Here is a 23,876-nt window from a genome sequence, read left to right on the forward strand (position 1 = left end):
CCTACCTGGCGCTGACCTACGACCACCGGCTGATCGACGGCGCGGACGCCGCCCGCTTCCTCGGCACCATCAAGCACCGCCTGGAGGAGGGCAACTTCGAGGCCGACCTCGGCCTCTGACCCGAACGTGGGCGGCGACACGGAGGCCTCCGTGTCGCCGCCGATCTCGCCACATCCCTGCGTTGTCCGGCGGAAATCCGGATGAATCAAGCGAAGCGGTTGAAGAGGCGGCCGGCGTTGCCGCGGTCGACGTCGGTCAGTTGCGCGGTGCTCAGCCCCTCGAAGGCGAGCAGATTGTCAATGTTGCGCTCCACCGTAGCTTCAGGTGCGGCGGGCCAGTCGGTGCCAAACAGGATGTGCTCGGGACCAGTGACCTGGAGAGCGGGAAGCAGGGAGTGGGCGGCGGCCGCCAGGGCCGTTTCGTAGTACAGGCCGCGCAGGACACCTGTCACGTGCCCGGGGTCGATCCCGGCGTCGGTCGGGCCCATGCCCATGGTGGTGTGTTCGGCGATCCGCCACCCCAGAGTCGGCAGGACGCCGCCGCAGTGGGCCAGGATCAGCGTCAGGTCCGGGTAGCGCTGGAAGACGCCGGTGTAGATGGCGTTGACGATGTTGCGAGCGGTGTCGAAGGGGTATTCGCTCACCGAACTGGGACGGCCGAACCCGAGCACGTCCACGTGCGGGCAGTCGGTCGGGTGCAGAAAGACCGGCACCTTCCGCCGGTCCAGGTCGGCCAGGACCGGCTCATAGAAGGGTTGGCCGAAGTAGTGGCCGAGGCTGTTGGAGTTGAGCAGCACTCCGTCCAGCTCCAGCTCGTCGAGAGCGTAGGCGATTTCGGCCAGCATCGTGTCGGGGTCGTCGAGCGGCACAGCGGCGAAAGCCCCGAACCGGCCCGGATGTGCGGCGATCAGTTCGGCGTACTCGCGATTGACATTTCGGCAGAAGCGCTTCGCGAAGGCAGGATCGTCGTCGGTGCCGGCGAACGGCCACGGTGCGGACAGGAGCTGCGTGGAGATCTCATGGCGATCCATGAACGCCAGTGCGGCCTCAGCCGTCCAGCTCGGGGAGATCTTGTAGCCACCGGCCAGGGTGAACCCGGAGTCGAACAGCGCGGCGACCGTGCCTCCCAGGTAGTGGGCGTGTATGTCGATGCGATCGCGGGCCATCAGTCTCGCCTTCTGTTGGGCGTAGGTAAGAGCGTTCAGGCGAGCGCCGCCGCAGCGTCGACGATCGAGTCGTCCCGGTACTCCGGCGCGGGTGCCTCAGCGGGGCTTGTCGTTATCAAATATAGCGCGTACGTTGGGCCCGCCATCCGTACTGCTCGCGGCCGGTGTGGGGTCGGTCTCAGCGGACTTGGTGGAGGGAGATGGAGTCCGTGGATGTTCAGCGATCAGATGCTCGGAGAAGGGCAGGTGCGGCCGACGGCGGTCAGCCGGCCGACGGGTCTGAAGGCATGTTTAGGAGGACCCCTGCCATCGAGCCGCCGGGCAGAGCCGGGAGCCTGTCAGTCGTTGCGCTCCGGGGCCGACGGATCTCGCTCCGTCCCGGCGGCGACCGGAGCGTCCGCCGGGGCGTTGCTGGTGTTGTGTTCTGCGATCAGGCGGTGGGCTCCTTCCCGATCGTGAGACTCCAGGGCGTCGACGATGGCCTCGTGCAGGGCGTGCCGGGAGGAGATGTACTCCGGCAGCGGTTGCGCGCTGCTCGGCAGCACGGCCAGGGTGTGGGACTCGATCTGGTCGAGCAGATTGATGTAGAGCGAGCGCAGCATGGCGTGCGGGCTCACGGCGGCGATTCGGGCGTGCAGCGACCAGTTCGCATGGATGAACGCCGTGGCGTCGTCGCGTTCCACGGCGACGGCCATCTCCGCCAGGATGCTCCGCATCTCCGCGATGTCGGCGAGGGAGGCATGCCAGAGCGCGTCCTCGATCAGCAGTGGATCCAGTGCGTCGCGAATGCGTATCGCCTCGGCGACGGAGGTTTCGCCGGCGTCCAGAGCCAGGACCGAGTTGCCGAGCCGCACCATGGGCGACGGCTCGGCGGCGAACACCCCGCCTCCCGGACCCGGCCGGACCGTCACCACGCCGCGCGACTGCGCTATGCGCATCGCCTCATTGAACGTCCCCACCGACACCGAGCATCGGTCGCGCAGCTCGCTCTTGGAACCGAGCCGGTCGCCGGGCGAGGCCGCGCCGGCGAGGGAGATGAGCAGTTCCGCGGTGCTCTCCGCACGCGACAACCGGGGCGACCGGCCCTCCCGGCCCCGCCCCCGCAGAGCAGGGGCGTCCCGCGACGCCTTGTCGAAGCCCGCCGGACCCGCCATCGCTCCTCCACACCACCTGGGGGGACATTGAGCATGAAGAATACCCCGGCCGCCTTGACGTCGTCCGTCAACCTGGCTCAAGATATCCATATTCATCATGCTTAATTGGGCGTTGCTTCGCGACCGCCCGAGGGCGCCGCCGCCGTCTCCTGGCCGCGCCGGCGCACCGGTCGCGACGGCGACCGCCGTCCCGGAACCGACGTCCGCACGGCGCCACCGCAAGGCCCGAAGCACCCCGCCGGGGGGTGAATCCCATCCCATCGATTGGAACAGCCGACTCATGCGCATCGCCAACCTGTCCGGCCGCCTGGTGATCGTCACCGGCGGGCCCGGCGCCGAAACCGCCTACGACGTCGAGAAGAACAGCAACGGCCGGTTCGGCTCCCGGCCACAGGCCGTCTACGACGAGTGGGAAGCGTTCACCTCCTGGGCGGCGACCGCGGACCTGGCCGGGGGGACCGCCGTGGACCCCGTCGAGCTCGGCTCGCCGGCACCCGAGCCCCGCCAGGTGCTGGCGATCGGCCTGAACTACCGCGACCACGCCGCCGAATCCGGCTTCGATGCCCCGAGCGGCGAGCCCCCGGTCTTCACCAAGTTCCCCAGCTGCATCACCGGGCCCCGCGCGACCATCGCGCTGCCGCCCGGAGGGCACGTCGACTGGGAGGTCGAGCTCGTCGCCGTCATCGGCCGGCGCGCCTACCGGGTAACCGCCGACGAGGCGCTGTCGTACGTCGCGGGATACACCGTCGGGCAGGACATCTCCGAGCGGATCCTGCAGATGGCGGCCCACCCCCCGCAGTTCGGCATGGGCAAGTCCCTCCCCGGTTTCGGGCCGGTCGGTCCGTGGCTGGTCACCCTGGACGAGCTGGACGACCCCAATGACCTGGAGCTCGGCTGCGCCGTCAACGGGGAGCAGATGCAGCACAGCCGCACGAGCGACCTGATCTTCTCGGTTCCGGCGCTGGTCGCGCGGCTGTCGGCGACGCTGCCGCTGCTGCCCGGCGATGTGATCTTCACCGGCACACCCGCCGGAGTCGGGCTGAGCCGCGAGCCGCAGCGGTGGCTGGCCCCCGGCGACGTCCTCACCAGCACCGTCCAGGGGATCGGCGAGATGCGCCACGCGTTCGCCGCGGCGAAGGACGGCGCCCCATGAGCCCGCACCGGCCGGCGTCGGTCACCTCATTCCCGCACCCCGACGACCTCGCCGCCTTCATGACCGGCGCACACAGCGGGCGTGACCCGGACGGCACCGGTTCGGACGGCCCGGCCGGGCCGTGCCGGCCCCGCACACAGGAAGGTTCACCGCAGCCATGGGCAAACGAGCACTGACCGGAGTCCGGGTCTTCGATGGAACGCGGTTGTCGCGACCGCGGACCGTGGTCATCGACGGAACCGTGATCGGTGCCGATGAGACCGGGGCCGAGGTCGTCGACGCCGCCGGCGGCGTGCTGCTGCCCGGCCTGATCGACGCGCACATCCATCTCCATGACCGTGGGACGCTCGAGCAACTGTGCGCCCACGGCGTCACCACCGGCCTGGACATGGGGACCTGGCCGCCCGAGCGGCTCGCGGCGCTGCGCGGCGTGGCGGGACTGACCGACATCCGCAGCGCGGGCACGCCCGCCATCGGCCCGGGCGGCCCCCACTCCAGGATTCCCGGCAGGCCCGCGGACGCCGTCCTCGACGACCCGGGTAAGGCGGCCCGCTTCGTCGCCGATCAGGTGGCCCAGGGCTCCGACTACATCAAGATCGTCCTGGAGGCGCCCGGCGAGGGCGGTCCCGACCAGGCCGCCGCCGACGCCCTGGTCGTTGCCGCGCACACCGCGGCGAAGAAGGTCGTCGCACACGCGTCCTCGCCCGGAGCCTTCCGCATGGCCCTGGACGCGGGCGCGGACGTGATCACCCACGTGCCGCTGGGCCTGCCCCTGGACGACGCCGACGTGACCCGCATGGCATCGCAGGGCAGCATCGCCGTCCCGACACTGACCATGATGGAAGGCATCGCCGCCGCCGTCGGCAAGCCGGAGACCTTCGACGCCTCCGTCCGCAGCGTCGCGCTCCTGCACCGGGCCAGCGTGCCCATCCAGGCCGGCACCGACGCCAACACCCAGACCGGCGTCCCCTTCCAGCCCGCACACGGCAGCAGCATCCACCGTGAACTGGAACTGCTCGTGCAGGCCGGCCTCAGCACCGCCGAGGCACTACGGGCCGCCACCTCGCTGCCCGCCCGCCATTTCGGGCTCACCGACCGCGGCGCGATCGAGCCGGGACTGCGCGCCGACCTGCTCCTGATCGACGGCGATCCGCTCGGCGACATCTCCGCCACCCGAAACATCCGCCGGGTGTGGTGCAACGGCACCGAACACGCCCCCCGTCAGGCCGACCGGTGAACCGGCGGCCGACGCCCCTCCTCCTTTCCAAGGGACGAACGCCATGAACGAGCAGATCAACGTCAAGCACTGGATCGACGGCACGTGGGTCGGGTCGCCCCGGGTGTCCGACAGCGTGAACCCGGCCACCGGCGAGGTGATCGGCACCTACGCCGACGCCGGTGTCGAGGAAGGGCTGGCCGCCATCGAAGCCGCCGCCCGGGGCTTCGCCTCCGGCTCCTGGCGGCTCGACCCGATGATGCGCGCCGCGGCCCTGAGCCACCTCGCCGACGCCTACGCCGAACGCATGGACGACGTCGTCGACACGCTCTGCCGCGAGAACGGGAAACTGCGTCCCGAAGCCGGATTCGAGGCGCACTTCATCGTCCGCGCGCTGCGCTTCGCCGCGGGACTCGCCGTGCATCCTCTCGGTCGCGTGACCGACACCCACCCCGGCCGCCAAGCCATGTCGATCCGCCAGCCCGTCGGCGTCGCCGGGCTCATCGTCCCGTGGAACTCCCCGGCCTACCTGTGCATCCGTGCGCTCGCGCCCGCGCTCGCCGCGGGGTGCACCGCCGTGGTGAAGATGCCCGGCCAGGCCGCCCAGACGGCCGCCCTCATGTGCGAGATCCTCGCCGGCGTCCCCGAACTGCCGGCCGGGACGGTGAACGTCGTCATCGAATCGGGCTCCGACGTCGCGCGGCTGCTGGTGGAGTCGCCCCGGGTGCCGGTGATCAGCTTCACCGGCAGCACCAGGACGGGACGGCTCGTCGCCCAGCAGGCGGCGGCCCGCTTCAAGCGGGTCGGCCTCGAACTCGGCGGCAAGACCCCGCACCTGGTCTTCGACGACGCCGATCTCGACCTCGCCGTCGCCACCGCCGCCCAGTCCTCGACCGTGTTCGCCGGCCAGTTCTGCATGACCGGCAGCCGGGTGCTGGTGCAGCGCCGCGTCGCCGACGAGGTGATCGCAGCGCTGGCGGACCGGCTGGAGAACGTGCGGCCTGGCCCCGCCGCCGACCCGGCCAGCCAGATCGGTCCCATGATCGACACCGCGTCCGTCGCCCGCGTGGACGCCGCCGTCCAGGACGCTCTCGCCGCCGGCGCCAAGGCGATCGTCCGCGGCGGCCCCAGCACCATCCCCGCCCTGGCCGGCGGCGCCTTCTACCACCCCACGCTGCTGTCGGTGAGCGACTCCTCGCTGCCCATCGTCCAGGAGGAGACGTTCGGTCCCGTCCAGACGGTCCAGGTCTTCGACACCGAAGAGGAGGCCGTCGCCCTGGCCAACGACACCGACTACGGCCTCAGCGCCTGCATCTGGACCCGCGATGTGGACCGGCCCGTGCGGGTCGCCCGGCAGTTGGAAGCCGGCCTCATCTCCGTCAACAGCTGGGCCAACCTGACCATCGAGTTCGAGGAAGGCGGTTTCAAGTCCAGCGGCGTCGGCCGCCTCGGCGGCCTCGCCAGCGTCGAGGACTTCCTGGAGCACAAGCAGATCACCCAGGACTACGCCCCCGTCCCCCACTGAACGTCGGTACGGCGGGGAGCGCGCTCCCCGCCGTACCGACGAAGACCATTCGCCGGGTATCGGTGCGGGTCCGGATCCACCCAGGTCCGCACCGACCCGGCGCTGCACCACCTCCCCGTCCCGCCTTCGGTGCCTTCGCGCGCCCGGTCAGGAGCGATCGATGCCCACAACCCCGTCCCACACCGGCCGTGTCGCCGTCGTCACCGGCGCGGCAGGCGGCTTCGGTACCACCATCTCCCTCGAGCTCGCCCGCCGGGGCGCCGACATCATCGCGGTCGATCTCAAAGCCGCGGAAGCCACCGTCTCGGCCGTCCACGGGATCGGCCGGAAGGGCATCGCGCTGCAGGCCGATCTCGCGGACCCGGAACAGGTCGAGGCCATCACCGGCGACATGCTCGGTTTCGCCGGCCACGTCGACATTCTCGTCAACAACGCGGGCGTCTTCCCGTTCAGGGACATCTGGGAACTCGACTTCGCCGAATGGAAGCGGATCCAGGCCATCAATCTCGATTCGCAGTTCCTCATGGCGAAGGCCGTGATGGGTTCGATGCGCGAGAGCTCGTGGGGACGCATCGTCAACCTGGCGTCCAACTCCCTCGGCCTGGCCGTGCCGAACATGGTCCCGTACATGGCCGCCAAGGGCGGTGTCGTCGGTTTCACCCGGGCCCTGGCCACCGATCTCGCGCCGCACGGGATCACCGTCAACGCGATCTGCCCCACGGCCTCCAGCACTCCCGGCGGCCAGGACTTCATCGGCGACGAGGTGCTGCATGCGGTCGCCGAGATGCAGGCCATCAAACGCATCGGAACCGCGACCGACATCGTCGGCGCCGTCTGCTTCCTGTCCAGCGATGACTGCGCGTTCATGACCGGTCAGACCATCGTCGCCGACGGCGGCCTCATGCGCGTCTGAGCAATGTGCGCGGCCGGGGCCCCGGGCGCCTGCAATCAGAAGCGTTCCGAAGTCGCCGTGATCGGTATCGACGACCACCCCCTGGCAGCCCTCTACACCCCTGCGCTCACCACGGTCGCGCTGGACGAGCCCACCTCCAGCGCCGCCGATCTCGTCCGCCGCATCGACGCCGCCCGGACCGGCGGTCCGGCCCCCGCGACGGCACCGGTTCCCCCGGCGCGTCTCATCCCCCGGGCCTCGACCTGATCACTACGGTTCGCCTCGGCCCGTTCACACGCCGACCTTCGGCTGGGCCGGCTCGGGCAGGTAGAGCCAGTCGGTGTGGGTGTAGTCGTCGTGAGCGCGGCTCGTGAAGATGTAGTTGCGCAGCAGTCGGCCGATCCCGTCGGTGTGCCAGATCTCGCCCCAGGTGCGGGCGGCGGTCTGAGCCCGGGACGCCTTGTGCAAGCGTTGGCGTTCGTAATCGGCGAGGACCTTGTCGTAGTCGTCGCCGTACTCGGCGAATCGCTTGCCCAGGGCGGCGGCATCCTCCAAGGCCTGGCAGGCCCCTTGGCCGAGATACTGGAGCATCGGGTGGGCCGCGTCGCCGAGGAGGGTGACGCGCCCGGAGGTCCAGGTGCTCAGGGGGTCCCGGTCGTAGGTCTTCCAGTAGCGGCTGCGGTCGACGTGCTGGATGCCGCGGCGCACCTCGGGGCACGCGTCGGCGAATCGTTCGTCCAGCTCCACCGGGCCACCCCAGTCCGCTTCGCCGCGGGCATAAGCGTCGCTGCGGAACACCGCAACGGTGTTGTAGAGCTCTCCGCGGCGGATCGGATACTGCACCAGGTGCATTCCGGGGCCGATCCAGATGACGACGCTGGCCTCGCCGATATGCGCGTCCAGGTCGCCCATCGGCATGATGCCGCGGTAGGCGGCGTAACCGGAGCAGACGGGCTCGTCGGCGGAGACCAGCCCGCGGACACGGGAGTTCAGTCCGTCGGCACCGATCACCGCCTGCGCCCGAAAGCGGGAGCCGTCAGCGCAGTCCACCTGAACCGCCCCATCCGGAAGATGGGCCACATGGGTGACCTCCCTGCCGTTCTCCAAAGTGATCCTGTTCTCGGAACGGCATGCCTCCAGCAGGATCTCCAGGAGGTCACTGCGGTGCATGACCAGATAAGGGGCCCCATAGCGGTCACGAAAGGCGGGCCCGACATCGAGAGTGGTCAGATGCTCGCCGGTGAGAGCGTCCATGAAGACTCCGCCTTCGGGGAAGACGGCGACATCCCGCACACGCGGGTACAGGCCGAGGTCTGCCAGGACGCGCACCGCATTGGGGCCGACCTGCAGGCCGGCCCCTATCTCGGTGAACTGGGCGGCGCGTTCCAGGAGATGGACGGGCCGGCCGGCGCGGGCGGCGGCCAGGGCGGCGGCCATGCCGCCGATCCCGCCGCCGACGACGAGCAACCCAACATGGGCAGGTGCGTTCATGGGGCCTCCGGGGTCGGCCGGTCAGCGCCGGGCGGGGGGCGGAACGGGGCCGCGCGCGGCTCCGCTGGTCGGGCAGGGCACCGCGCCTTCGGCGGAAACCTCGACGCGCAAAGTGCCGATCCGGGCGATGGTGAGTTCGACGGTGTCGCCGTCCTCGATCGGAGCAACGCCCGCCGGGGTCCCGGTGGTGACGACGTCGCCGGGATGCAGGACCGTCACGGAGGAGGCGTAGGCCAGGAAGCGCGCCGCCGACCAGATGAGGTCCCGTGTGTTGGCCTTTTGCCGGAGCCGTCCGTTGACCTTCAACTCCAGGTCGACGTCCGCGGGAGAGCCGAGTTCTTCGGGGGTGACGATCCATGGCCCCAGCGGGGTGAAGGTGTCGAAGGACTTGCGGGTGGAGCGGTCCTCGCCGCCTCGCATGGTGATGTCCATGAGCCCGGTGAACCCGAAGATGTGGTCGAGGGCCCGCCCGGGTTCGATATGGCTGGCGCTACGGCCGACGATCAGCGCGAACTCGCCCTCGTGGTCGAACCGGCGGTCGGTGTAGGGCAGTCGGACGGTGCCTTCGGGGTCCAGGAGCGAGGACGGCGACTTGAGGAAGAACCCGAGCGCGCTGATGTGGTGCGCCTCGTTCATCTCCTCCTGGTGGTCGCGGTAGTTCACCGGAGCAGCGACGATCTTCGGCGGGTCGGGCACGGGCGCGAGGAGCCGCACCGATTCCAGCGGCAGCCCTTCGGCGGTGGTCCGCTGTTCCGATGCCCGTTGCAGCAGCGGCGCGACCGCGTCGAAGTGCGCGACGAGACGGCGGGCCAGGCTGGCGGGTGCGGCCGGCAACGATTCCGCGAGCAGATCGGTGACGTCCAGGATCCGGGCGTCGCTGATCAGGCCGATGCGGTCGCTGTCGAAACGCGCGATGCGCATGGGTTCTCCTTGCACGAAAGTCAGAGCGGGATGTCGGCGCCGCATGCGGGCGGCCGCCGGCTCAGTCGTCGGTCTCGATCCGCCGGTAGAGGCCGAGGCCCTCCAGGACCGGGGCGTCGCTGACGCAGAACAGGTCCAGGCCCGGCCCGGTGCTCAATGACAGCGTCGCCCAGGACGGCACGGCTACGACGTCCCCCTGCTCGAGAGGGAACTCGACGCCGCCGACCACGGCCCGTCCCTCGCCGCTGAAGACGGTCAGGACCTGCGAACCGGTCTGCCGGCTGCCCCCGGTCACGGATGCGGCGGCGACCCTGATCATCTCGCAGCGCAGGGTCGGCATGGCGTCGCGGCCGGTGGTGGGGTCGGTGAAACGGACCCGGGCGTGGTCGGCGCCGTCGGCCAGCAGCAGCGCGAGCGCACGGTCGGTGTCGGGCCAGCGGTAGGCCAGCAGTGGCGAATGCGCCGGGGGCACGGGGCCGTCCAGTGGTTGGGGCAGGAGTCCGGGGCCGCCTCCGAAGCGGTGCTCGGATGCCGACCGGGCGGGCCGGGCGTCGACGACGGCGGCCTCGCCGGGCTGGTAGAAGACCGCGCCCAGGAACTGCACGATCGGCAGATCGAGCACGTCCAGCCAGGTCATCGGGCGCTCGCCCGGGTTGTAGTGCTCGTGGAACGTCCAGCTCGGAGTGAGGACGAGGTCGCCGCGCGACATGTGCAGGGCGTCTCCGTCCACCGCCGTCCAGACGCCCGCACCGTCCAGGACGAACCGCAGCGCGGCCGGGGTGTGCCGGTGCGCGGGGGCACGCTCCCCGGCGGCGAGGGCTTGGACCGCCGCCCACAACGTCGGTGTCGCATACGGTGCGCCGCCGAGGCCGGGGTTTGCGCACGCGAGGACCCTGCGGTCGCCTCCGCCGCCGATCGGTACCAGGTCCCGGGCCCGGCCGGCCAAGGACCGCAGCGTCGTGCCGGGCCAGCGGTGCGGGAAGGCCCGGGTGGTCGGTTGTTCGGTCAGGAGCCCTTGAAGCCGCCATAGCGGCTGCAGGTCGGCCGCCGAGACGTCTCGGTACAGGTCGTCCACCGCGGCGGGCGGCGCTGCTGGGTTCATGGCGTGGTCCTTTTCTCTTCGCCGGGGCCGGGCCAGCCGGAGACCAGCGGCGTGTCCGCACCGATCCGGCCGGTGTCGTAGGCGCCTCCGGGTTCCCCGAGCGGCTCGGACCGGCCCGCCAGCACGCCGGTGAAGAAGGCGTCCTCGTTGCCGGCCCACGGTTCGACGTCCGCCTCACCCGGGGCGTAGATCGCGTCGACGGGGCACTCGGGCAGGCACGCGCCGCAGTCGATGCACTCGGTGGGATTGATGTACCGCTTGCGGGCGCCCTCGTAGATGCAGTCGACCGGGCACACCTGCACACAGGAGCCGTCGAGCTCGTCGATGCACGCCGCGGTGATCACGTGGGCCACGGCTCAGCGCTCCCTGCGGCCGGTGACGGAGCCGAGGAAGCACAGGGTCTTCGCCCAGGCGGCGTCGGCGACGTGCCGGTTGAGCACCGCCCACGGCCCGGAGGCGATCCCACGACCGTAGAAGACCACCGTGCCCGCCAGCGGGTCTCCGGCGGTGGCGGCCGTGAACGCCGCCCGGCCGCCGAAGCAGAACCCGGGCAGGGCGACCGACCCGCAGCCGATCCCGTGGCGGCGCTCGACCTCCCCGATTGCGGCCCGCACGTCGGGGATGATCTGGTCCGGGCCGAGCCTGCCGATCGTGGCCATCGCGGTCGCGGTGTCGTCGTAGTCCAACCGCTGCCGTTCCTCGCGGTGGAAGAGGTCCGGCGCGACGGCCAGGTACCCCTCCCGCGCGAGACGGCGGGTCACGTCCTGCACGTAGTCGGTGACTCCGAAGGCTTCCTGGAGGACCACGACCGCCGCGGCCGGTCTCGCGGCCGGGTTGCAGGTGTAGGCGCGCATCGTCCCGTCGGGGGTCTCGATGTCGATCCATGTTCCGTGTTCGATCGCTGTGGTCATGGCGTCACGTTCCTTGTTCACCGGGCTGTTTCTCTGGACGCGCCCTGCTTGCGCGCCCTGGTGGCTCGCCGTTCGCTAGGCCCAGATGGCCGGTACCTGCGACTGCTGGTCGGTGCCCGCTTGCGCGTACACCGGGGCGGCGGCCGCGTGCAGCGGCACGGGTGTGCGGGCCATCAGGTCGGGTTCGAGGGGATAGGTCACCGGGCTGTGGTCGGGGTCCAGATGGCGGTACTGCCCCTCGAGAGCGGACCGGGTGTGCACCAGGCACCAGGTGACCAGCTCCGCCACGTCGTCGGGCAGGTCCTCGCGGCACAGCACCGCGAAGTCGGAGAAGTCCAGGGTGCGCAGGTCGTGCTCAAGCCCGGGCAGGTAGCCCCGGGGGACGTCCGCCGCCGGCCACTCCCAGCGCGCGAAGCCGTCGAGGACCACCTCCGGCATCGGGAGATAGCGCAACTGGCGTTCCCTGCCGAGCCGCTGCCAGGCGGGCATCATGACCGCTTCGTGGATGACGGCGTTGGCGTGGCCGGTGCGCAGCCACTCCACCACGGGGAACGGGCGTTCGTCGTAATGGACCCGTCCGCCGCGGCTCCGGACCTCCTCCAAGTCGATTCCGGCCATCTCGAGCGCCCGGTGCACCGACCAGCCGACCAGGTTGATGCCGTCGTCCGGGCTGGTGGCGAGTCGGAGCGCTCCCGGATCGGCGGCCAGCTCGGTGAGGTCGTGCACGGGCAGGGCCGAGTCGACCGCGACGACGAGCCGGTCTCGCTGCGGGATGACGCCCAGTGCCCGCAGAGCCGGCACCGGGCGGCCCGCAGCGACGCCCCACCCGCGGTGGAACAGGCGGGCGGCGGGTGTCGGCGTCAGGACCGCGATGTCGGTCCGCCCGGACAGCAGTGCCTCGATGGAGTCCCGCCCGCCCCGGCCGGACCAGATCGCGAACTGCGATCCCGCGGCGGTCCGGTCACCAACCTCCTGGGCGATCCAGCCGCAGATGCGGTGCATGTTCGCCTGGCCCCAGTCGCCGCGCAGGTGCAGCGTCACCGGCCGGTCGATCCGGGGCCCGTCGGACACCGCTCCCCCGGCGGTCATCGGCGGTCACCAGCGGCGAGCCGGCTCAGCCCCTCGCCGTCCAGCACGTAGTGGATCTCGGTGATGTCGTCGTAGAGGAAGCCGATCCGCTCGAACTCGCGCTCCAGCGCGGCGGCGTCCTCGGCGTCGTAGACCGTGACGATCGCCCCGGTGAACATGTTGACGAACAGGTGCCTGAACTGGCCGTGCACGGATTCGGCGACCGTCGGCGCGTACCCGACGATCTCCTCCGCGGACAGTCCGGGTGCCTGATGCGTGGTGAGGAAGGTAGCCACAATCACCTCTGGGAGTCGTCATGCGAAACAGTGACCCGCATACTGCGACTTACAAAAGAGTTCGTCAAGGTCTTGACGAACCTTCGGTGCCGTGCTCCGGTACCGTGTCCCGCGTGACGAAGCACCAGGACACCGGCCCCCGCACCTCCCCGGACGCCGCCGCCGGCGGGGAGCGGCCCCGCCCGGCCAACCTCATCGGCGCCGTGGACAACGTCCTTCGCCTGCTGCGGCTCTTCGAGACCCGGCAGGTGCTGCGCGTCAACGAGGTGGGGCGGGAGATGGGACTGTCACGCTCGACGGTCCACCGCATGCTGGCGACGCTGCTGCAGCACGACTTCGTGATCCAGGACCCCATCTCCCGCGGCTACTGCCCCGGACCGGCGCTGGTCGACATCGGCCTCGCCGTCGTCCAGCAGATGGACATCCGGGTCTCGGCCAAGCCCTTTCTGGAGGCCCTCAAGGACGAGACCGGCGAGACCGTTCACCTCGCCGAGCTCCGCGACGCCGAAGTGGTCTTCCTCGACGGCCTCGAAAGCGACCGGCTGGTGCGTGCCGGGAACCGCATCGGCCAGTCGCTGCCGGCCTACGCCACCGCGGCGGGCAAGGCGCTGCTGGCCGAACTCCCTGACGCGGACGTGCGCGCCCTGCTCCCGGACCGGCTGCCGGCCGTCACCGACCGCTCGATCCGGACCGTCGACCGACTCCTCGACGAGCTCGATCAGGTCCGCGACCGGGGCTATTCGACCAACCAGGGCGAGAGCGAGGAGGAACTCAGCGCCGTCGCCGCACCCGTCCGGGACCGCCGCGGCCGCACCAGGGCCGCCCTGGTGACCACCGCACCCCGCTCCCGTGTCGACCGGGCATGGATCGAACGCATCGGCGCGGCCACCATCCGGGTCGGCACGGAGTTCGGCGCGACGCTCGGCTAACCGGTACAGCGTCCGCGTGACGGCGGTCCCTCCGCCCTGCGCCGCAGGTACCGCCAATGCGACTCCACCGGCCCCGGGGCGAACGTCCGCCCGGCTTTCGCTGCGGCCGTCTCCGCGTCGATCTCGGTCACCGCGCCGTCCGCCCGATCGAGCACCAGGTTGCTGCGGCACAGCCGCTCCAACCACAGACCGGTCACGACGGCCTCGGCGATCGACCCTCCGGCGAAGACGACGCCGTGGTGGGTCAGCAGCGCCGCCCGCTGCGCGCCGAGCGTGGCCGCGACGGCGGCGCCCAGTTGCGGTGTGCGGATCAGGTCGGGCGTCTCGCCGAACAGCGGTACGCCACCGGCGAACGCCACGCCCTCGTTGCCGATTAGCCGCAACGGTGTCGCCCGGCACGCCGCCAGGTGACCCCACCACGGATGGGTGTGGGCCACCACCCGCGCATCCTCACGGGCGGTCAGCACGCCGGCGTGGATCGGCCACTCGATGTGCGGCACCGCCCCGTCGACCGGGACCCCGCTCCAGCTCAGCAGGTGAAAATCGCGCCGGTCGGCGATCTCGTCCAGCCCGAGGCCGGGACGCTTGAGCCAGAAGCCTCGGCCCTGCGGATCGCGGAGCGAGCAATGCCCCAGGGTGAGATCGTTGTGGCCGGCGGAAGCCAGGACGCGGCAGGCGTCGGCGAGCTCGTCCAGCGACTCGCCCAGTTGCCGGACGGCGGGTCCACCGCACCCGTCACGGGGCCGCCGCCGGAGTCGCCGCCCAGCTGAACGCCGCGGGTTCAATGGAGGGCACCTCGGCCCCGCACTCCGGGCAGGGTTCGCCGGCCACCGAGGCATTGAACCAGTCGAGCACCTCCGCGTAGGCCCTGGACGGCGGATCGGGCAGCTCCCATTCGCGGCGCGCCAGGACGTGCCCGCACGCGGCGCACGTCCACACCGCGCCTTCCAGCACGCTGTGACGCGCCTTGTAGCGCAGTTGCACCGACTCGTCGGCCGGGCGGATCCGATGGGGCGTGCGGGCCGGGATGTAGACCATGTCCCCCGGGTCCATGTCGAAGAGGTTCACGCTGGTGTCCAGCAGATCCACCTGAGCCCGCCCGGACATCTGCGCGATCACGCTGTCCTTCTCGCAGACCAGGAAGAAGGGCTGTGCGACCGAGTTGCGCGACAGGTAGATCTGCGGGTCCACGTGCTCGGGCAGCAGCGGCGCGTCCTCGTACTGGCCGACCTCACCGGCGGCCTTGAACACGTGCAGCATCCGACGGCGTTCCATCACCGTTCCCCCTTCGCGGCCTCGTCCAGCGCCCGCCGTGAATCGTTGGCGGTTCTGACCTGCACCACGTAGCGCTGCCAGCCCCACGTCTCGATCGGGTAGCGGTCGTTGACGTGCCCGCACTTCCCGCACGTGCGGACTCTCTCCTCGTCGAAGGCCGCCGCGGCCTCCGTCCCGCCCCACAGCGTGGGGAACATCGCCACGTGGTCGTCCTCGGAGCCGCCGTAGGCGGCCGGGGCGTGGTTCGCCGCTCCCTGCGGGGTCGCGTCGTAGTCGAAGCGCAGCAGCTCCTGGTGGCACTTCATGCAGCGGAAGATCACCGCCTCGTTCTGGTCGCCTTCCTCGGCCTGATGCTGGGTGATCGTGATCAGCGCGAACGCCTCCGGGTCCGCCGGGTCGCGCAGGAACGAGTTCACCCCGTGCAGGGGCTGCGTGGCGTAGATCTGTCCCGTCGCCAGCATCGCTTTGTGCGCGCCGAAGACCACCACGACCTCTTCGGCCGTGTTGAAGTGGAAGAAGTGCCCGAACTCGGCGTCCGGAGCGCCCCGCAGAATCGCACCGCACGGGACGATCGAACCGGCGTCGTGGTAGGGGAACAGCGGCAGAAGCGCGCAGTTCGCCCCGGCCATGCGCTCGAACACGCTCGCCTTGAGCGGTGCCCGGCCGGGGTCGGGCGGCCCGAGTCGTGCACCGGAACCTTCTTCCAGCAGTTCCTGCGTCTCGCGAGTCGAGGTCATCACTCCTCCTGGCTCTTGACAAGCGGCCCCACACCTGCTCGAACTGTTCCGAGATGAGGTCGCCTGTTTCGCATGACGACACTACGCTGTTTCATGCGCGTGAACCAGGCCCCCGGATCCGGCCGCGCCGGCCCTCCTCTGATTCACCATGTTCATCCGACTGCAGGCACTTGACACACTGAGACAACTGCACTCAAGATCGACCTAATCATCATGCTGAATTGACCGTCGAGCGATCCTGCCGCCGTCATCGACGCCTCGGGCAGGCCTCGACGCCCGGTCCGGTCGGCCGTCTCGGTCGCCCCGCCTCGTTCCCTCTTGGAGACCGCCTGTGCGTATCGCCAACCTCTCCGGCCGTCTGGTCCTGATCGCCGACGGCCGGGCCGTCGACGTCGAGCGGGCCAGTAACGGCCGCTTCGCCGCGGACCCGCAAGCCGTGTACGAACGATGGCGGGAGTTCGGCAACTGGGCCGCGAGCGCCGACCTGCCCGCGGGAGCGGCGTTCGAGCCGAGCGAGCTGGGCTCACCGGTCCCCGCTCCGCGGCAGACGCTGGCGATCGGTTTGAACTACCGCGACCACGCTTCGGAGTCGGGGTTCGCGGCCCCCGAGGGGCTGCCGCCCGTCTTCACCAAGTTCGCCACCAGCATCAGCGGACCGGTGACGGAGGTGAAGCTGCCCGCGGAGGGACACACCGACTGGGAGGTGGAACTGGTCGCCGTCATCGGCCGCCACACCGAAGCCGTGAGCGAGGCCGATGCCTGGAGCCATGTCGCCGGTCTGGCGGTGGGCCAGGACATCTCCGAGCGGATCGTGCAGCTCGCGGGACCCGCGCCCCAGTTCAGCCTGGGCAAGTCATTCCCCGGTTTCGCGCCCATCGGCCCGTGGCTGGTCACCCCGGACGAGTTCGACGACCCCGACGACCTCGAACTGCGCTGCGCGATCAACGGCGAGGAGGTCCAGAAGAGCCGCACCAGCAACCTGATCTTCCCGGTCCCCGCCCTGGTGGCACGGCTGTCGGCCGTGCTGCCGCTGCTGCCCGGCGATGTGATCTTCACCGGAACGCCGGCGGGCGTGGGCCTCGGACGCGATCCGCAGCGCTGGCTGGCGGTCGGCGACGAGCTCGTCAGCACGATCGAAGGCATCGGCGAGCTGCGACAGACCTTCGTCGCCTGAACCCCCATCCCGGCGGACATAGGAGCCTCGCATGGCACTGCACCGTCTGGCCTCCATCACCATGGGGGTCCCCAACGTCGCCGAAACCGCCGCCTACTACGCCGACTTCGGCCTCAGCCCGGACGGCGACGGCTGGTTCACCACCCGAGACGCCGGACGCCAGCTGCACATCGTCCGCGCGCCCACCCGCCGCTTGGTCGAAGTTCGCATCGGCGCCGACCACATCGACGACCTCGGCGCGGCAGCCTCCCGATTGAAGCGCCTCGGCATCGACAGCACTCTTGGCGGCTCGTCCCTGACTGCGTACGACAAGGCCACCGGCGTACGCGCGGTGGTGGAGGTCGGTCCGCGTCTAGTGCAGGACCCGGTTCCCGCCACCGTCTATAACGGCCCGGGCCGGGTCGAGCGCGCCGACTCCCGGGCACCAGGCGTCCTGCGGACCGGACCCGTGCGGCCCCGCAAACTCGGGCACGCCGTCCTGGGAACCACCGACTTCGACACCACCACCGCCTTCTTCCGCGACGGCCTGGGCTTCAAAGCCTCGGACTACATCAAGGACCACGGGGCCTTCCTACGCTGTTCCACCGACCACCACAACATCCTGGTCCTGGCCGCCCCCGTCACCTTCCTGCACCACACCTCCTGGCAGATCGACGACATCGACGACGTCGGACGCGGCGCCGCCGCCATGCTCCAAGACCACCCCGAACGGCACGTCTGGGGCCTCGGCCGCCACCACGCCGGTTCCAACTTCTTCTGGTACCTCAAAGACCCTGCGGGCAACTTCAGCGAGTACTACTCCGACATGGACTGCATCATCGACGACCAACTATGGATCCCCGAAACCCTGGAAGGCGCCAAAGGCCTCTTCAACTGGGGCCCGCCACCCCCGCCGTCCTTCCTGGCGCCCGACGATCTCGCCGCCCTCATGACCGGCGCACACAGCGAGTCGAGGTAGGGGCCGTGACCGACAACACCTCCCCCACGTTGCACGACGTCGCGATCGTCGGTTTCGGCCCGGTCGGTCAGATGCTCGCCCTTCTGCTGGGCAAGGCCGGGCACGACGTCATCGTCGCCGAACGCTGGCCGGCCCCTTATGCGCTGCCCCGCGCGGTCCACTTCGATCACGAGATCGGACGCATCTTCCAGGCCGCCGGTGTAGGCGAAGACGTCCGCGCGATCACCGATCCCGTGCCCGACCATTACGAGTGGCGCAACCGGGATGGTGAGGCGCTGGTACGCATCGACTGGTCCGGTACCGGCCCGTCGGGCTGGCCCACCGCCAACTTCTTCTGCCAGCCCGAATTGGAGGCCGTCCTCTCCAAGGCCGTCGAGAAGGTGCCCGGTGTCGCCGTCCGCCGCGGATGCGAGATCACACAACTCGAACTCCGCGACGACCATGTCCGCCTGGGGGCCAGAGGGGCCGACGGTCCGGGCGAGATACGCGCCCGCTACGTGATCGGCGCCGACGGCGCCAACAGCTTCGTCCGCTCCACGATGGCCACCACCGTCACCGACCTCGGTTTCTTCTACGACTGGCTGATCGTCGACACCCTCCCGCACGAGCGGACCACCTGGTCGCCGATGAACTGGCAGCTGTGCGATCCCGAGCGGCCGACGACCATCGTCTCCGGCGGGCCGGGACGACGGCGCTGGGAGTTCCTGCGGCTGCCCCACGAGAGCGTCGAGGAGCTCAACACCCCGGAGACCGCCTGGCGACTGCTCGAGCCGTGGGGGCGCACGCCCGAGAACACCACCATCGAGCGGCACACGGTCTACACCTTCCAGGCCCGCTGGGTCGACCGCTGGCGCGAGGGCCGGCTGCTGCTGGCCGGGGACGCCGCCCACCAGATGCCCCCGTTCGCCGGGCAGGGCATGTGCTCCGGCATGCGCGACGCGATCAACATCGCCTGGAAGCTCGGCCTCGTCCTCCGCCGCCGCGCCGACGCCGGGCTGCTGGACACCTACACCTCCGAACGCAGTGAGCACATCCAGCACGCGATCGGCATGTCCATGGCGCTCGGCCAGGTCATCTGCGTCCTCGACCCCGGCAGGGCCGCAGCCCGCGATGCGAGGATGATCGCCGCCGGCGCCGACCCGCAACACGCTCTGCCTCCCGCCCCGCCGCCCGTCCTGGGCGACGGCGTGCTGCAGCGAGCACCCGACGGGACCCGCGCACCCGACGTCGGGCACCTCACTCCGCAGTACGAGGTGACTCATCGGGGTCGCACCGCGCTGCTGGACCACTTCACCGGTGGCGGGTTCACCGTCCTGACCGACGGCGCCTCCCCGCTCGACGCACTCGACGACACCGACCGCGCGTTCCTGTCCGAAATCGGCGCGACCCTCGTCGCCCTGCACGACAGCGAGGCGCCTCGCGAGGGGTACCTCGACGCCACCGGCGGCTACCTGCCCCACATGCGCGAGCACGGCCACGTCGCCGCGGTGATCCGGCCCGACTTCTACCTGTTCGGCACCGCAACCGACGCCAAGGGCCCACGAGAGCTGATCGGTCAACTCCGGGACCACTTGCACCGGCCCATGGCCTTTCTCCGCACCGACCCACACCAATGACCTGCTGATGACCTAAATCCGTGATGCGACGGCCGCGCTTGCGGCGGCAGCACTACGCGACGGGACTGCGGCGCCAAGGGGGCCAACGGGACGGCGGAATCTCCAGCACACGGCTGACCGGCTCGACCTCGAACCGTTCGCGGTGGGTATCGACGAACTCGACCAGCGCGGCGGTTTCCGGTCGAGTTCCCGGGCGAAATAGGCGCTCGCCGCCTTCAAGGTTTCATTCGCCCGCCGCAGCTCGCGGTTCTCGCGCTCCAGTTCGGCGATCCTTTGCGCGTCGCTGGTGGTGGTACCGGGCCGCCCGCGCTCTCTTGGGAGAGCGAAAGGAGTGTTTGCCATGACCGGCGATGATGTGTTGTATATCTTGGACGTACTCGGAAAAGCTGGCGCGGATGTCTGGGTCGGCGGTGGATGGGGCATCGATGCCCTGCTGGGGAGGCAGACCCGCCCCCATCGGGACCTGGATCTCATGCATCGCCATGAGCAAGAGCCGACTGTCGTTGCGGCTCTTACAGAAGCCGGCTTCGCCGAGTCGCTCAACTGGCGCCCCGTGCGTTTCGTCGTCGCGGATGCGACGGGACGCCAGATCGACCTGCATCCTCTGGCCTTCGCACCCGATGGAAGCGCCACTCAGGCTTCGTTGGAACCAGGGCGCCCGTTCATCTATCCAGCGGGCTGCTTCGTCACCGGCACGATTCACCACAGCACCGTTCCCTGCCTGTCAGCTGAACAGCAGGTCTACTTTCACCAAGGCTACGAGCCCAGCGACCGGGACCGTCACGACATGGCCCAGCTCCGCGAGGCGTTCGGGATCACTACGCACTTCTGATCAACAGCACTCACCTGTCGGACAGGCCAAACCGGTAGTGGAGAGGTTCCAGCGTCTGGCCCACGGCCGACCGTCTCCGATGTCGATCACCGAATGCTCTCCTCGCCGCCGCTCAACCAAGGGCTGAAGCACCGCGGGAAGGATCTCGCCCGGTATGCGGGCCTGCCGCAGAAAGATACTTAAATTTAGGCTTGACTTAAGTAGCGAACGAGATCAGTGTCGCCCCTAGAGAGCACTCCATGAGGAGGCCCCGGCTCTGGAGATCTTCATGTCCGCAGCTTCTGCACCCCCAGGTCGTTGGTCCGGATCGCTCAGAGGCCGGTCGATTCTCGCCGTGGTGGCTCTGCTCGGCGCTTGTCTGAGCGCGTTCGTGACCACGGCCGCGGTCGGAGCCCCCGCTGCACACGCCGAGACCGTGCCCCCGCCCCCGGCCGGCTGGACCACCGTGTTCAGCGACGATTTCGCCGGGGCCGCCGGTTCGCCGCCGTCGTCGGCGAACTGGTTCTACGACATCGGTACCGGATACGGCACCGGCGAGACCGAGCAGACCACCAGCTCCACCGCCAACTCCTACCTGGACGGCAGCGGCCACCTGGTGATCAAGGCCATCAACAACGGCGGCACCTGGACCTCCGCGCGGCTGGAGAGCGCGCGCGATGACTTCCAGGCCCCGCCCGGCGGCAAAATGGAGATGACGGCGTCGATCAGGCAGCCGAATCCCGCCAACGGTCTGGGGTACTGGCCGGCGTTCTGGGCGCTGGGGTCGCCGATGCGCTCGGGCGGCGGCTGGCCCGCCTCGGGCGAGATCGACATGATGGAGGACGTCAACGGCCTCAACCAGGCGTCGCAGACCCTGCACGACGCGTCCAACAGCCCCGGGCACGGGTTGATCGCCTGCCCGGACACCTCTTCGACCTGCCAGACCGGCTACCACACCTACTCGGTCATCATCGACCGCACCAACACCAGCGCCGAGACCCTGCAATTCCTCATGGACGGCACGGTGGAGAGCACCATCACCGAGGCATCGGTCGGCACGTCCGCCTGGCAGCAGGCCATCGACCACGGTTTCTTCATCATCTGGGATCTGGCGATGGGCGGTAACTACCCGAACGGGGTCTGCAACTGCAGCACACCGACCTCCGCCACCACCTCCGGCGCCTCGATGAGCGTGGCCTACGTGGCCGTGTACGAGCAGGGCGGCAACTCCACCCCCGCCGCCAAGGCCACCGCTACAGGCAGGGTCACCGGCATCAACGGCCTGTGCCTGACCAACCAGAACTCGCTGAACACCGAGGGCAACCCGATCGGCGTCAGCGCCTGCAACGGTGCTTCCGGCCAGACCTGGGCGACCTACAGCGACGACACCCTGCGCGTCCAGGGCGGCTGCCTCGACGTGGTCGCCGCGGGTACCGCCAGCGGCACCAACGTCGACTGGTACGCCTGTAACGGCACCAACGCCCAGGTCTGGCAACATCAGGCCAACGGTGAACTGGTCAATCCGCACTCCGGCCTCTGCCTGACCGATCCAGGCGGCAACACGGCCGCCCGGCTCGACATCGAGACCTGCACCGGATCCCCGCAACAGCAATGGACCGTGCCCTCCGGCGGCGGTGGCACCTGCTCGACGACCGACCTCGCGCTGGGCGGGACCGCCACCGCGTCGTCGCAGGAGTCCGGCGCCTTCCCCGCACCCGACGCGGTCGACGGGAACACCGGTACCCGCTGGTCGTCGGCTTTCAGCGACCCGCAATGGCTCCAGGTCGACCTGGGCGGCACCCACTCCATCTGCGGTGTGTCGCTCAACTGGGAGACCGCCTACGGCAAGGCGTTCCAGATCCAGGTCTCGAACGATGCGAACACCTGGACCGCCGTCTACTCCACCGCCACCGGAACCGGCGGCGTGCAAACCCTCCCCGTCACCGGGTCAGGCCGGTACCTGCGGATGTACGGCACCGCACGAGCCACCCAGTGGGGCTACTCCCTCTGGGAGCTCCAGGTCTACGGCACCTGACTGCGGCCAGAAACCGTTCGACCAGCGCGACGCGCAAGAACGCCTATCGAAAGGACGTCCGCTCGCTCACCCCCGCCCCGAAGGAGATGCGCATGCATCCCGTCCCAGCCCATTGGTCGTTCAGGAGAGCCTGCCCGGCCACCGCCTTCGCCGGGCTGCTCGTAGCCGCGCTCATCGTCCCGGGGCCGGCCGGCCCCGCCACGGCGGCGACGTGCGGCTCGTCGGACGCGGCGCTGAACCGTCCCGCCACCGCGTCATCCACCGAGAACGCCTCGTTCCCCGCCTCCGCCGCCGTCGACGCCAACTCCGGTACCCGCTGGTCCAGCGCCTTCAACGACCCCCAGTGGCTCCAGGTCGATCTCGGCACCACCCAGGACATCTGCCAAGTCGACCTCAACTGGGAAACCGCCTACGGCAAGGCCTTCCAGATCCAGGTCTCCGACAACGCCACCAGCTGGACCCCCATCTACTCCACGACCACAGGCACCGGCGGAAACCAGACCCTCAATGTCACCGGCACGGGCCGCTACATCCGCATGTACGGCACCACCCGCGCCACCCAATGGGGATACTCGTTGTGGTCATTCGGCGTCCACACGACCGGGACGACCACGCCTCCGGCCGACGAATTCTGGGGCGACACCTCGACCATCCCGCCGGCGCAGAACGTCCTCATGGTCAAGGTCCTCAACCGGACGAACGGGAAGTATCCCGACAGCCAGGTCTACTGGCGCTTCAACGGGCAGACCCACTCGATCGCCGAACAGCCTTACCTGGACATGCCGGTCAACTCCGCCGGCCGAATGTACTTCTTCCTCGGCTCCCCCGACAGCCGGTACCAGGACTTCATTGAGTTCACGATCGGCGCCGACGTCTTCAACGGCAACACCACCCGGGTCGACGGGTTCGGCCTCAAGCTCGCCATGCGGCTGCACGCCCACGACGGTTACGACGTGTCCGTCGGCGAGGACCAGGCCATCTTCCAGGAGGAGCGCTCGGCCACCTTCCAGCGGTTCATCGACGAGATGCCGCCGGAGTTCGACTCGCTGGCGACGGTGGAGGCCCCGTACCGGATCCCCGCGCCCGGCAACGCGCCCGTATTCCAACCGGGCGGCGCCCAGGCGGACTACTTCACCTCCTACGCCGCGTCCGCCGGCGTCTCAGCCACCACCGCCCAGGTCACCGGATGCGCGGGGCCGCTCGCGAACGACGCCGCGAAGTGCTCGGCGATCAACCGGCACGTCGCGCAGCTGCCGCAATCGCAGTGGTCCGACCCGTCGCTGTTCTACCAGGCCGCGCCCGCGAACTACTACGCCGAGTTCTGGCACGACCACGCCATCGGCCACCTCGCCTACGGCTTCCCGTACGACGACTACGCCGGCCAGTCCTCCTTCATCTCCCACGGCGACCCGCAATATCTCCTCGTCGCCGTCGGCTGGTAATCCAG

General features: G+C 69.9%; 25 protein-coding genes. 13 read left to right on the forward strand and 12 right to left on the reverse strand.

Features of this window, described 5'->3' with window-relative positions; translation table 11 throughout:
* Window positions 1-119, forward strand: a 119-nt coding sequence (locus tag QP089_RS46670; RefSeq protein ID WP_285921099.1) for a 2-oxo acid dehydrogenase subunit E2, incomplete at its 5' end; no start/stop codon positions are given.
* A gap of 86 nt (window positions 120-205) precedes the next feature.
* Here QP089_RS46670 and QP089_RS46675 read toward each other — a convergent pair.
* Together QP089_RS46675 and QP089_RS46680 are read right to left on the reverse strand one after the other, a co-directional pair.
* Entirely contained in the window at window positions 206-1,165 is a 960-nt protein-coding gene (locus tag QP089_RS46675) for an amidohydrolase family protein (protein ID WP_285921051.1), read from the reverse strand.
* Window positions 1,166-1,503: 338 nt separating this feature from the next.
* The gene (locus tag QP089_RS46680) at window positions 1,504-2,319 is read right to left on the reverse strand and encodes a FadR/GntR family transcriptional regulator (protein ID WP_285921052.1); all 816 of its coding nucleotides are present in this window, start codon (window positions 2,317-2,319) and stop codon (window positions 1,504-1,506) included.
* A 280-nt stretch (window positions 2,320-2,599) separates the two neighbouring features.
* Between QP089_RS46680 and QP089_RS46685 the strand changes: the two genes are divergently transcribed.
* From QP089_RS46685 to QP089_RS46705, 5 genes are all read left to right on the forward strand, one after another.
* Window positions 2,600-3,472 (forward strand): fumarylacetoacetate hydrolase family protein, encoded by an 873-nt coding sequence (locus QP089_RS46685; RefSeq protein ID WP_285921053.1) that lies wholly within the window; start codon window positions 2,600-2,602, stop codon window positions 3,470-3,472.
* 241 nt (window positions 3,473-3,713) lie between these two features.
* Window positions 3,714-4,709 (forward strand): amidohydrolase family protein, encoded by a 996-nt coding sequence (locus tag QP089_RS46690; protein ID WP_285921054.1) that lies wholly within the window; start codon window positions 3,714-3,716, stop codon window positions 4,707-4,709.
* A 43-nt stretch (window positions 4,710-4,752) separates the two neighbouring features.
* On the forward strand, window positions 4,753-6,213 hold the full coding sequence (locus tag QP089_RS46695) for an aldehyde dehydrogenase family protein (RefSeq protein ID WP_285921055.1): 1,461 nt from the start codon (window positions 4,753-4,755) through the stop codon (window positions 6,211-6,213).
* 160 nt (window positions 6,214-6,373) lie between these two features.
* Window positions 6,374-7,126, forward strand: coding sequence for an SDR family NAD(P)-dependent oxidoreductase (locus QP089_RS46700; RefSeq protein ID WP_285921056.1), 753 nt, complete (start codon window positions 6,374-6,376; stop codon window positions 7,124-7,126).
* Between the two features lie 57 nt (window positions 7,127-7,183).
* Window positions 7,184-7,372, forward strand: a complete 189-nt coding sequence (locus QP089_RS46705) for a substrate-binding domain-containing protein (RefSeq protein ID WP_285921057.1) — start codon at window positions 7,184-7,186, stop codon at window positions 7,370-7,372.
* 24 nt (window positions 7,373-7,396) lie between these two features.
* Here QP089_RS46705 and QP089_RS46710 read toward each other — a convergent pair whose 3' ends face one another.
* From QP089_RS46710 to QP089_RS46740, 7 genes are all read right to left on the reverse strand, one after another.
* Entirely contained in the window at window positions 7,397-8,596 is a 1,200-nt protein-coding gene (locus QP089_RS46710) for an FAD-dependent monooxygenase (RefSeq protein ID WP_285921058.1), read from the reverse strand.
* A gap of 21 nt (window positions 8,597-8,617) precedes the next feature.
* Entirely contained in the window at window positions 8,618-9,517 is a 900-nt protein-coding gene (locus QP089_RS46715; RefSeq protein WP_285921059.1) for a fumarylacetoacetate hydrolase family protein, read from the reverse strand.
* A 61-nt stretch (window positions 9,518-9,578) separates the two neighbouring features.
* Entirely contained in the window at window positions 9,579-10,619 is a 1,041-nt protein-coding gene (locus QP089_RS46720) for a cupin domain-containing protein (RefSeq protein ID WP_285921061.1), read from the reverse strand.
* Complete coding sequence (locus tag QP089_RS46725) at window positions 10,616-10,972, reverse strand: ferredoxin family protein (RefSeq protein WP_285921063.1); 357 nt, start codon at window positions 10,970-10,972, stop codon at window positions 10,616-10,618. Before QP089_RS46725 ends, QP089_RS46720 begins: the two co-directional genes overlap by 4 nt.
* Window positions 10,973-10,975: 3 nt before the next feature.
* Window positions 10,976-11,530, reverse strand: a complete 555-nt coding sequence (locus QP089_RS46730) for a dienelactone hydrolase family protein (protein ID WP_285921064.1) — start codon at window positions 11,528-11,530, stop codon at window positions 10,976-10,978.
* Window positions 11,531-11,605: 75 nt separating this feature from the next.
* Window positions 11,606-12,619, reverse strand: a complete 1,014-nt coding sequence (locus tag QP089_RS46735; protein ID WP_285921065.1) for a TAXI family TRAP transporter solute-binding subunit — start codon at window positions 12,617-12,619, stop codon at window positions 11,606-11,608.
* Window positions 12,616-12,894, reverse strand: coding sequence for a hypothetical protein (locus tag QP089_RS46740; RefSeq protein WP_285921066.1), 279 nt, complete (start codon window positions 12,892-12,894; stop codon window positions 12,616-12,618). Before QP089_RS46740 ends, QP089_RS46735 begins: the two co-directional genes overlap by 4 nt.
* Before the next feature lie 113 nt (window positions 12,895-13,007).
* Here QP089_RS46740 and QP089_RS46745 point away from each other — a divergent pair, with 113 nt between their 5' ends.
* On the forward strand, window positions 13,008-13,823 hold the full coding sequence (locus tag QP089_RS46745) for an IclR family transcriptional regulator (protein ID WP_285921067.1): 816 nt from the start codon (window positions 13,008-13,010) through the stop codon (window positions 13,821-13,823).
* On the opposite strand, the gene QP089_RS46750 is transcribed toward QP089_RS46745, so the two are convergent.
* From QP089_RS46750 to QP089_RS46760, 3 genes are read right to left on the reverse strand one after another with little or no spacing between them, the layout of a single operon-like run.
* Entirely contained in the window at window positions 13,820-14,608 is a 789-nt protein-coding gene (locus tag QP089_RS46750; protein ID WP_285921068.1) for a class II aldolase/adducin family protein, read from the reverse strand. The genes QP089_RS46745 and QP089_RS46750 overlap by 4 nt on opposite strands.
* Complete coding sequence (locus tag QP089_RS46755; protein ID WP_285921069.1) at window positions 14,559-15,098, reverse strand: cupin domain-containing protein; 540 nt, start codon at window positions 15,096-15,098, stop codon at window positions 14,559-14,561. The genes QP089_RS46750 and QP089_RS46755 overlap by 50 nt, the downstream gene beginning before the upstream one ends.
* Complete coding sequence (locus QP089_RS46760) at window positions 15,098-15,835, reverse strand: hypothetical protein (RefSeq protein WP_285921070.1); 738 nt, start codon at window positions 15,833-15,835, stop codon at window positions 15,098-15,100. Before QP089_RS46760 ends, QP089_RS46755 begins: the two co-directional genes overlap by 1 nt.
* Window positions 15,836-16,166: 331 nt before the next feature.
* Between QP089_RS46760 and QP089_RS46765 the strand changes: the two genes are divergently transcribed.
* The 6 genes from QP089_RS46765 (at window position 16,167) to QP089_RS46790 (ending at window position 23,871) form a co-directional block, all read left to right on the forward strand.
* Window positions 16,167-17,009 carry a fumarylacetoacetate hydrolase family protein gene (locus QP089_RS46765; protein WP_285921071.1) on the forward strand — a complete coding sequence of 281 codons (843 nt, stop codon included), beginning with the start codon at window positions 16,167-16,169 and terminating at the stop codon, window positions 17,007-17,009.
* Window positions 17,010-17,040: 31 nt separating this feature from the next.
* Window positions 17,041-17,967, forward strand: coding sequence for a VOC family protein (locus tag QP089_RS46770; RefSeq protein ID WP_285921072.1), 927 nt, complete (start codon window positions 17,041-17,043; stop codon window positions 17,965-17,967).
* Between the two features lie 5 nt (window positions 17,968-17,972).
* Window positions 17,973-19,583 (forward strand): bifunctional 3-(3-hydroxy-phenyl)propionate/3-hydroxycinnamic acid hydroxylase MhpA, encoded by a 1,611-nt coding sequence (gene mhpA / locus QP089_RS46775; protein WP_285921073.1) that lies wholly within the window; start codon window positions 17,973-17,975, stop codon window positions 19,581-19,583.
* 340 nt (window positions 19,584-19,923) lie between these two features.
* Entirely contained in the window at window positions 19,924-20,415 is a 492-nt protein-coding gene (locus QP089_RS46780) for a nucleotidyltransferase domain-containing protein (RefSeq protein WP_285921074.1), read from the forward strand.
* Between the two features lie 337 nt (window positions 20,416-20,752).
* Entirely contained in the window at window positions 20,753-22,429 is a 1,677-nt protein-coding gene (locus QP089_RS46785) for a discoidin domain-containing protein (RefSeq protein WP_285921075.1), read from the forward strand.
* Between the two features lie 92 nt (window positions 22,430-22,521).
* Complete coding sequence (locus tag QP089_RS46790; protein ID WP_285921076.1) at window positions 22,522-23,871, forward strand: discoidin domain-containing protein; 1,350 nt, start codon at window positions 22,522-22,524, stop codon at window positions 23,869-23,871.
* The last annotated feature ends 5 nt before the right edge of the window (window positions 23,872-23,876 follow it).

The organism is Actinomadura opuntiae (assembly GCF_030283205.1).
Classification (GTDB): domain Bacteria; phylum Actinomycetota; class Actinomycetes; order Streptosporangiales; family Streptosporangiaceae; genus Spirillospora.

Bases quoted from the DNA above. Each gene is read 5' to 3' on its own strand.
- QP089_RS46755 (WP_285921069.1), bottom strand. From the start codon at position 15,098: ATGGAACGCCGTCGGATGCTGCACGTGTTCAAGGCCGCCGGTGAGGTC.
- QP089_RS46695 (WP_285921055.1), top strand. From the start codon at position 4,753: ATGAACGAGCAGATCAACGTCAAGCACTGGATCGACGGCACGTGGGTC.
- QP089_RS46680 (WP_285921052.1), bottom strand. From the start codon at position 2,319: ATGGCGGGTCCGGCGGGCTTCGACAAGGCGTCGCGGGACGCCCCTGCT.
- QP089_RS46675 (WP_285921051.1), bottom strand. From the start codon at position 1,165: ATGGCCCGCGATCGCATCGACATACACGCCCACTACCTGGGAGGCACG.
- QP089_RS46760 (WP_285921070.1), bottom strand. From the start codon at position 15,835: ATGACCTCGACTCGCGAGACGCAGGAACTGCTGGAAGAAGGTTCCGGT.
- QP089_RS46710 (WP_285921058.1), bottom strand. From the start codon at position 8,596: ATGAACGCACCTGCCCATGTTGGGTTGCTCGTCGTCGGCGGCGGGATC.
- QP089_RS46770 (WP_285921072.1), top strand. From the start codon at position 17,041: ATGGCACTGCACCGTCTGGCCTCCATCACCATGGGGGTCCCCAACGTC.
- QP089_RS46730 (WP_285921064.1), bottom strand. From the start codon at position 11,530: ATGACCACAGCGATCGAACACGGAACATGGATCGACATCGAGACCCCC.
- QP089_RS46790 (WP_285921076.1), top strand. From the start codon at position 22,522: ATGCATCCCGTCCCAGCCCATTGGTCGTTCAGGAGAGCCTGCCCGGCC.
- QP089_RS46685 (WP_285921053.1), top strand. From the start codon at position 2,600: ATGCGCATCGCCAACCTGTCCGGCCGCCTGGTGATCGTCACCGGCGGG.
- QP089_RS46720 (WP_285921061.1), bottom strand. From the start codon at position 10,619: ATGAACCCAGCAGCGCCGCCCGCCGCGGTGGACGACCTGTACCGAGAC.
- QP089_RS46700 (WP_285921056.1), top strand. From the start codon at position 6,374: ATGCCCACAACCCCGTCCCACACCGGCCGTGTCGCCGTCGTCACCGGC.
- QP089_RS46780 (WP_285921074.1), top strand. From the start codon at position 19,924: ATGACCGGCGATGATGTGTTGTATATCTTGGACGTACTCGGAAAAGCT.
- QP089_RS46715 (WP_285921059.1), bottom strand. From the start codon at position 9,517: ATGCGCATCGCGCGTTTCGACAGCGACCGCATCGGCCTGATCAGCGAC.
- QP089_RS46735 (WP_285921065.1), bottom strand. From the start codon at position 12,619: ATGACCGCCGGGGGAGCGGTGTCCGACGGGCCCCGGATCGACCGGCCG.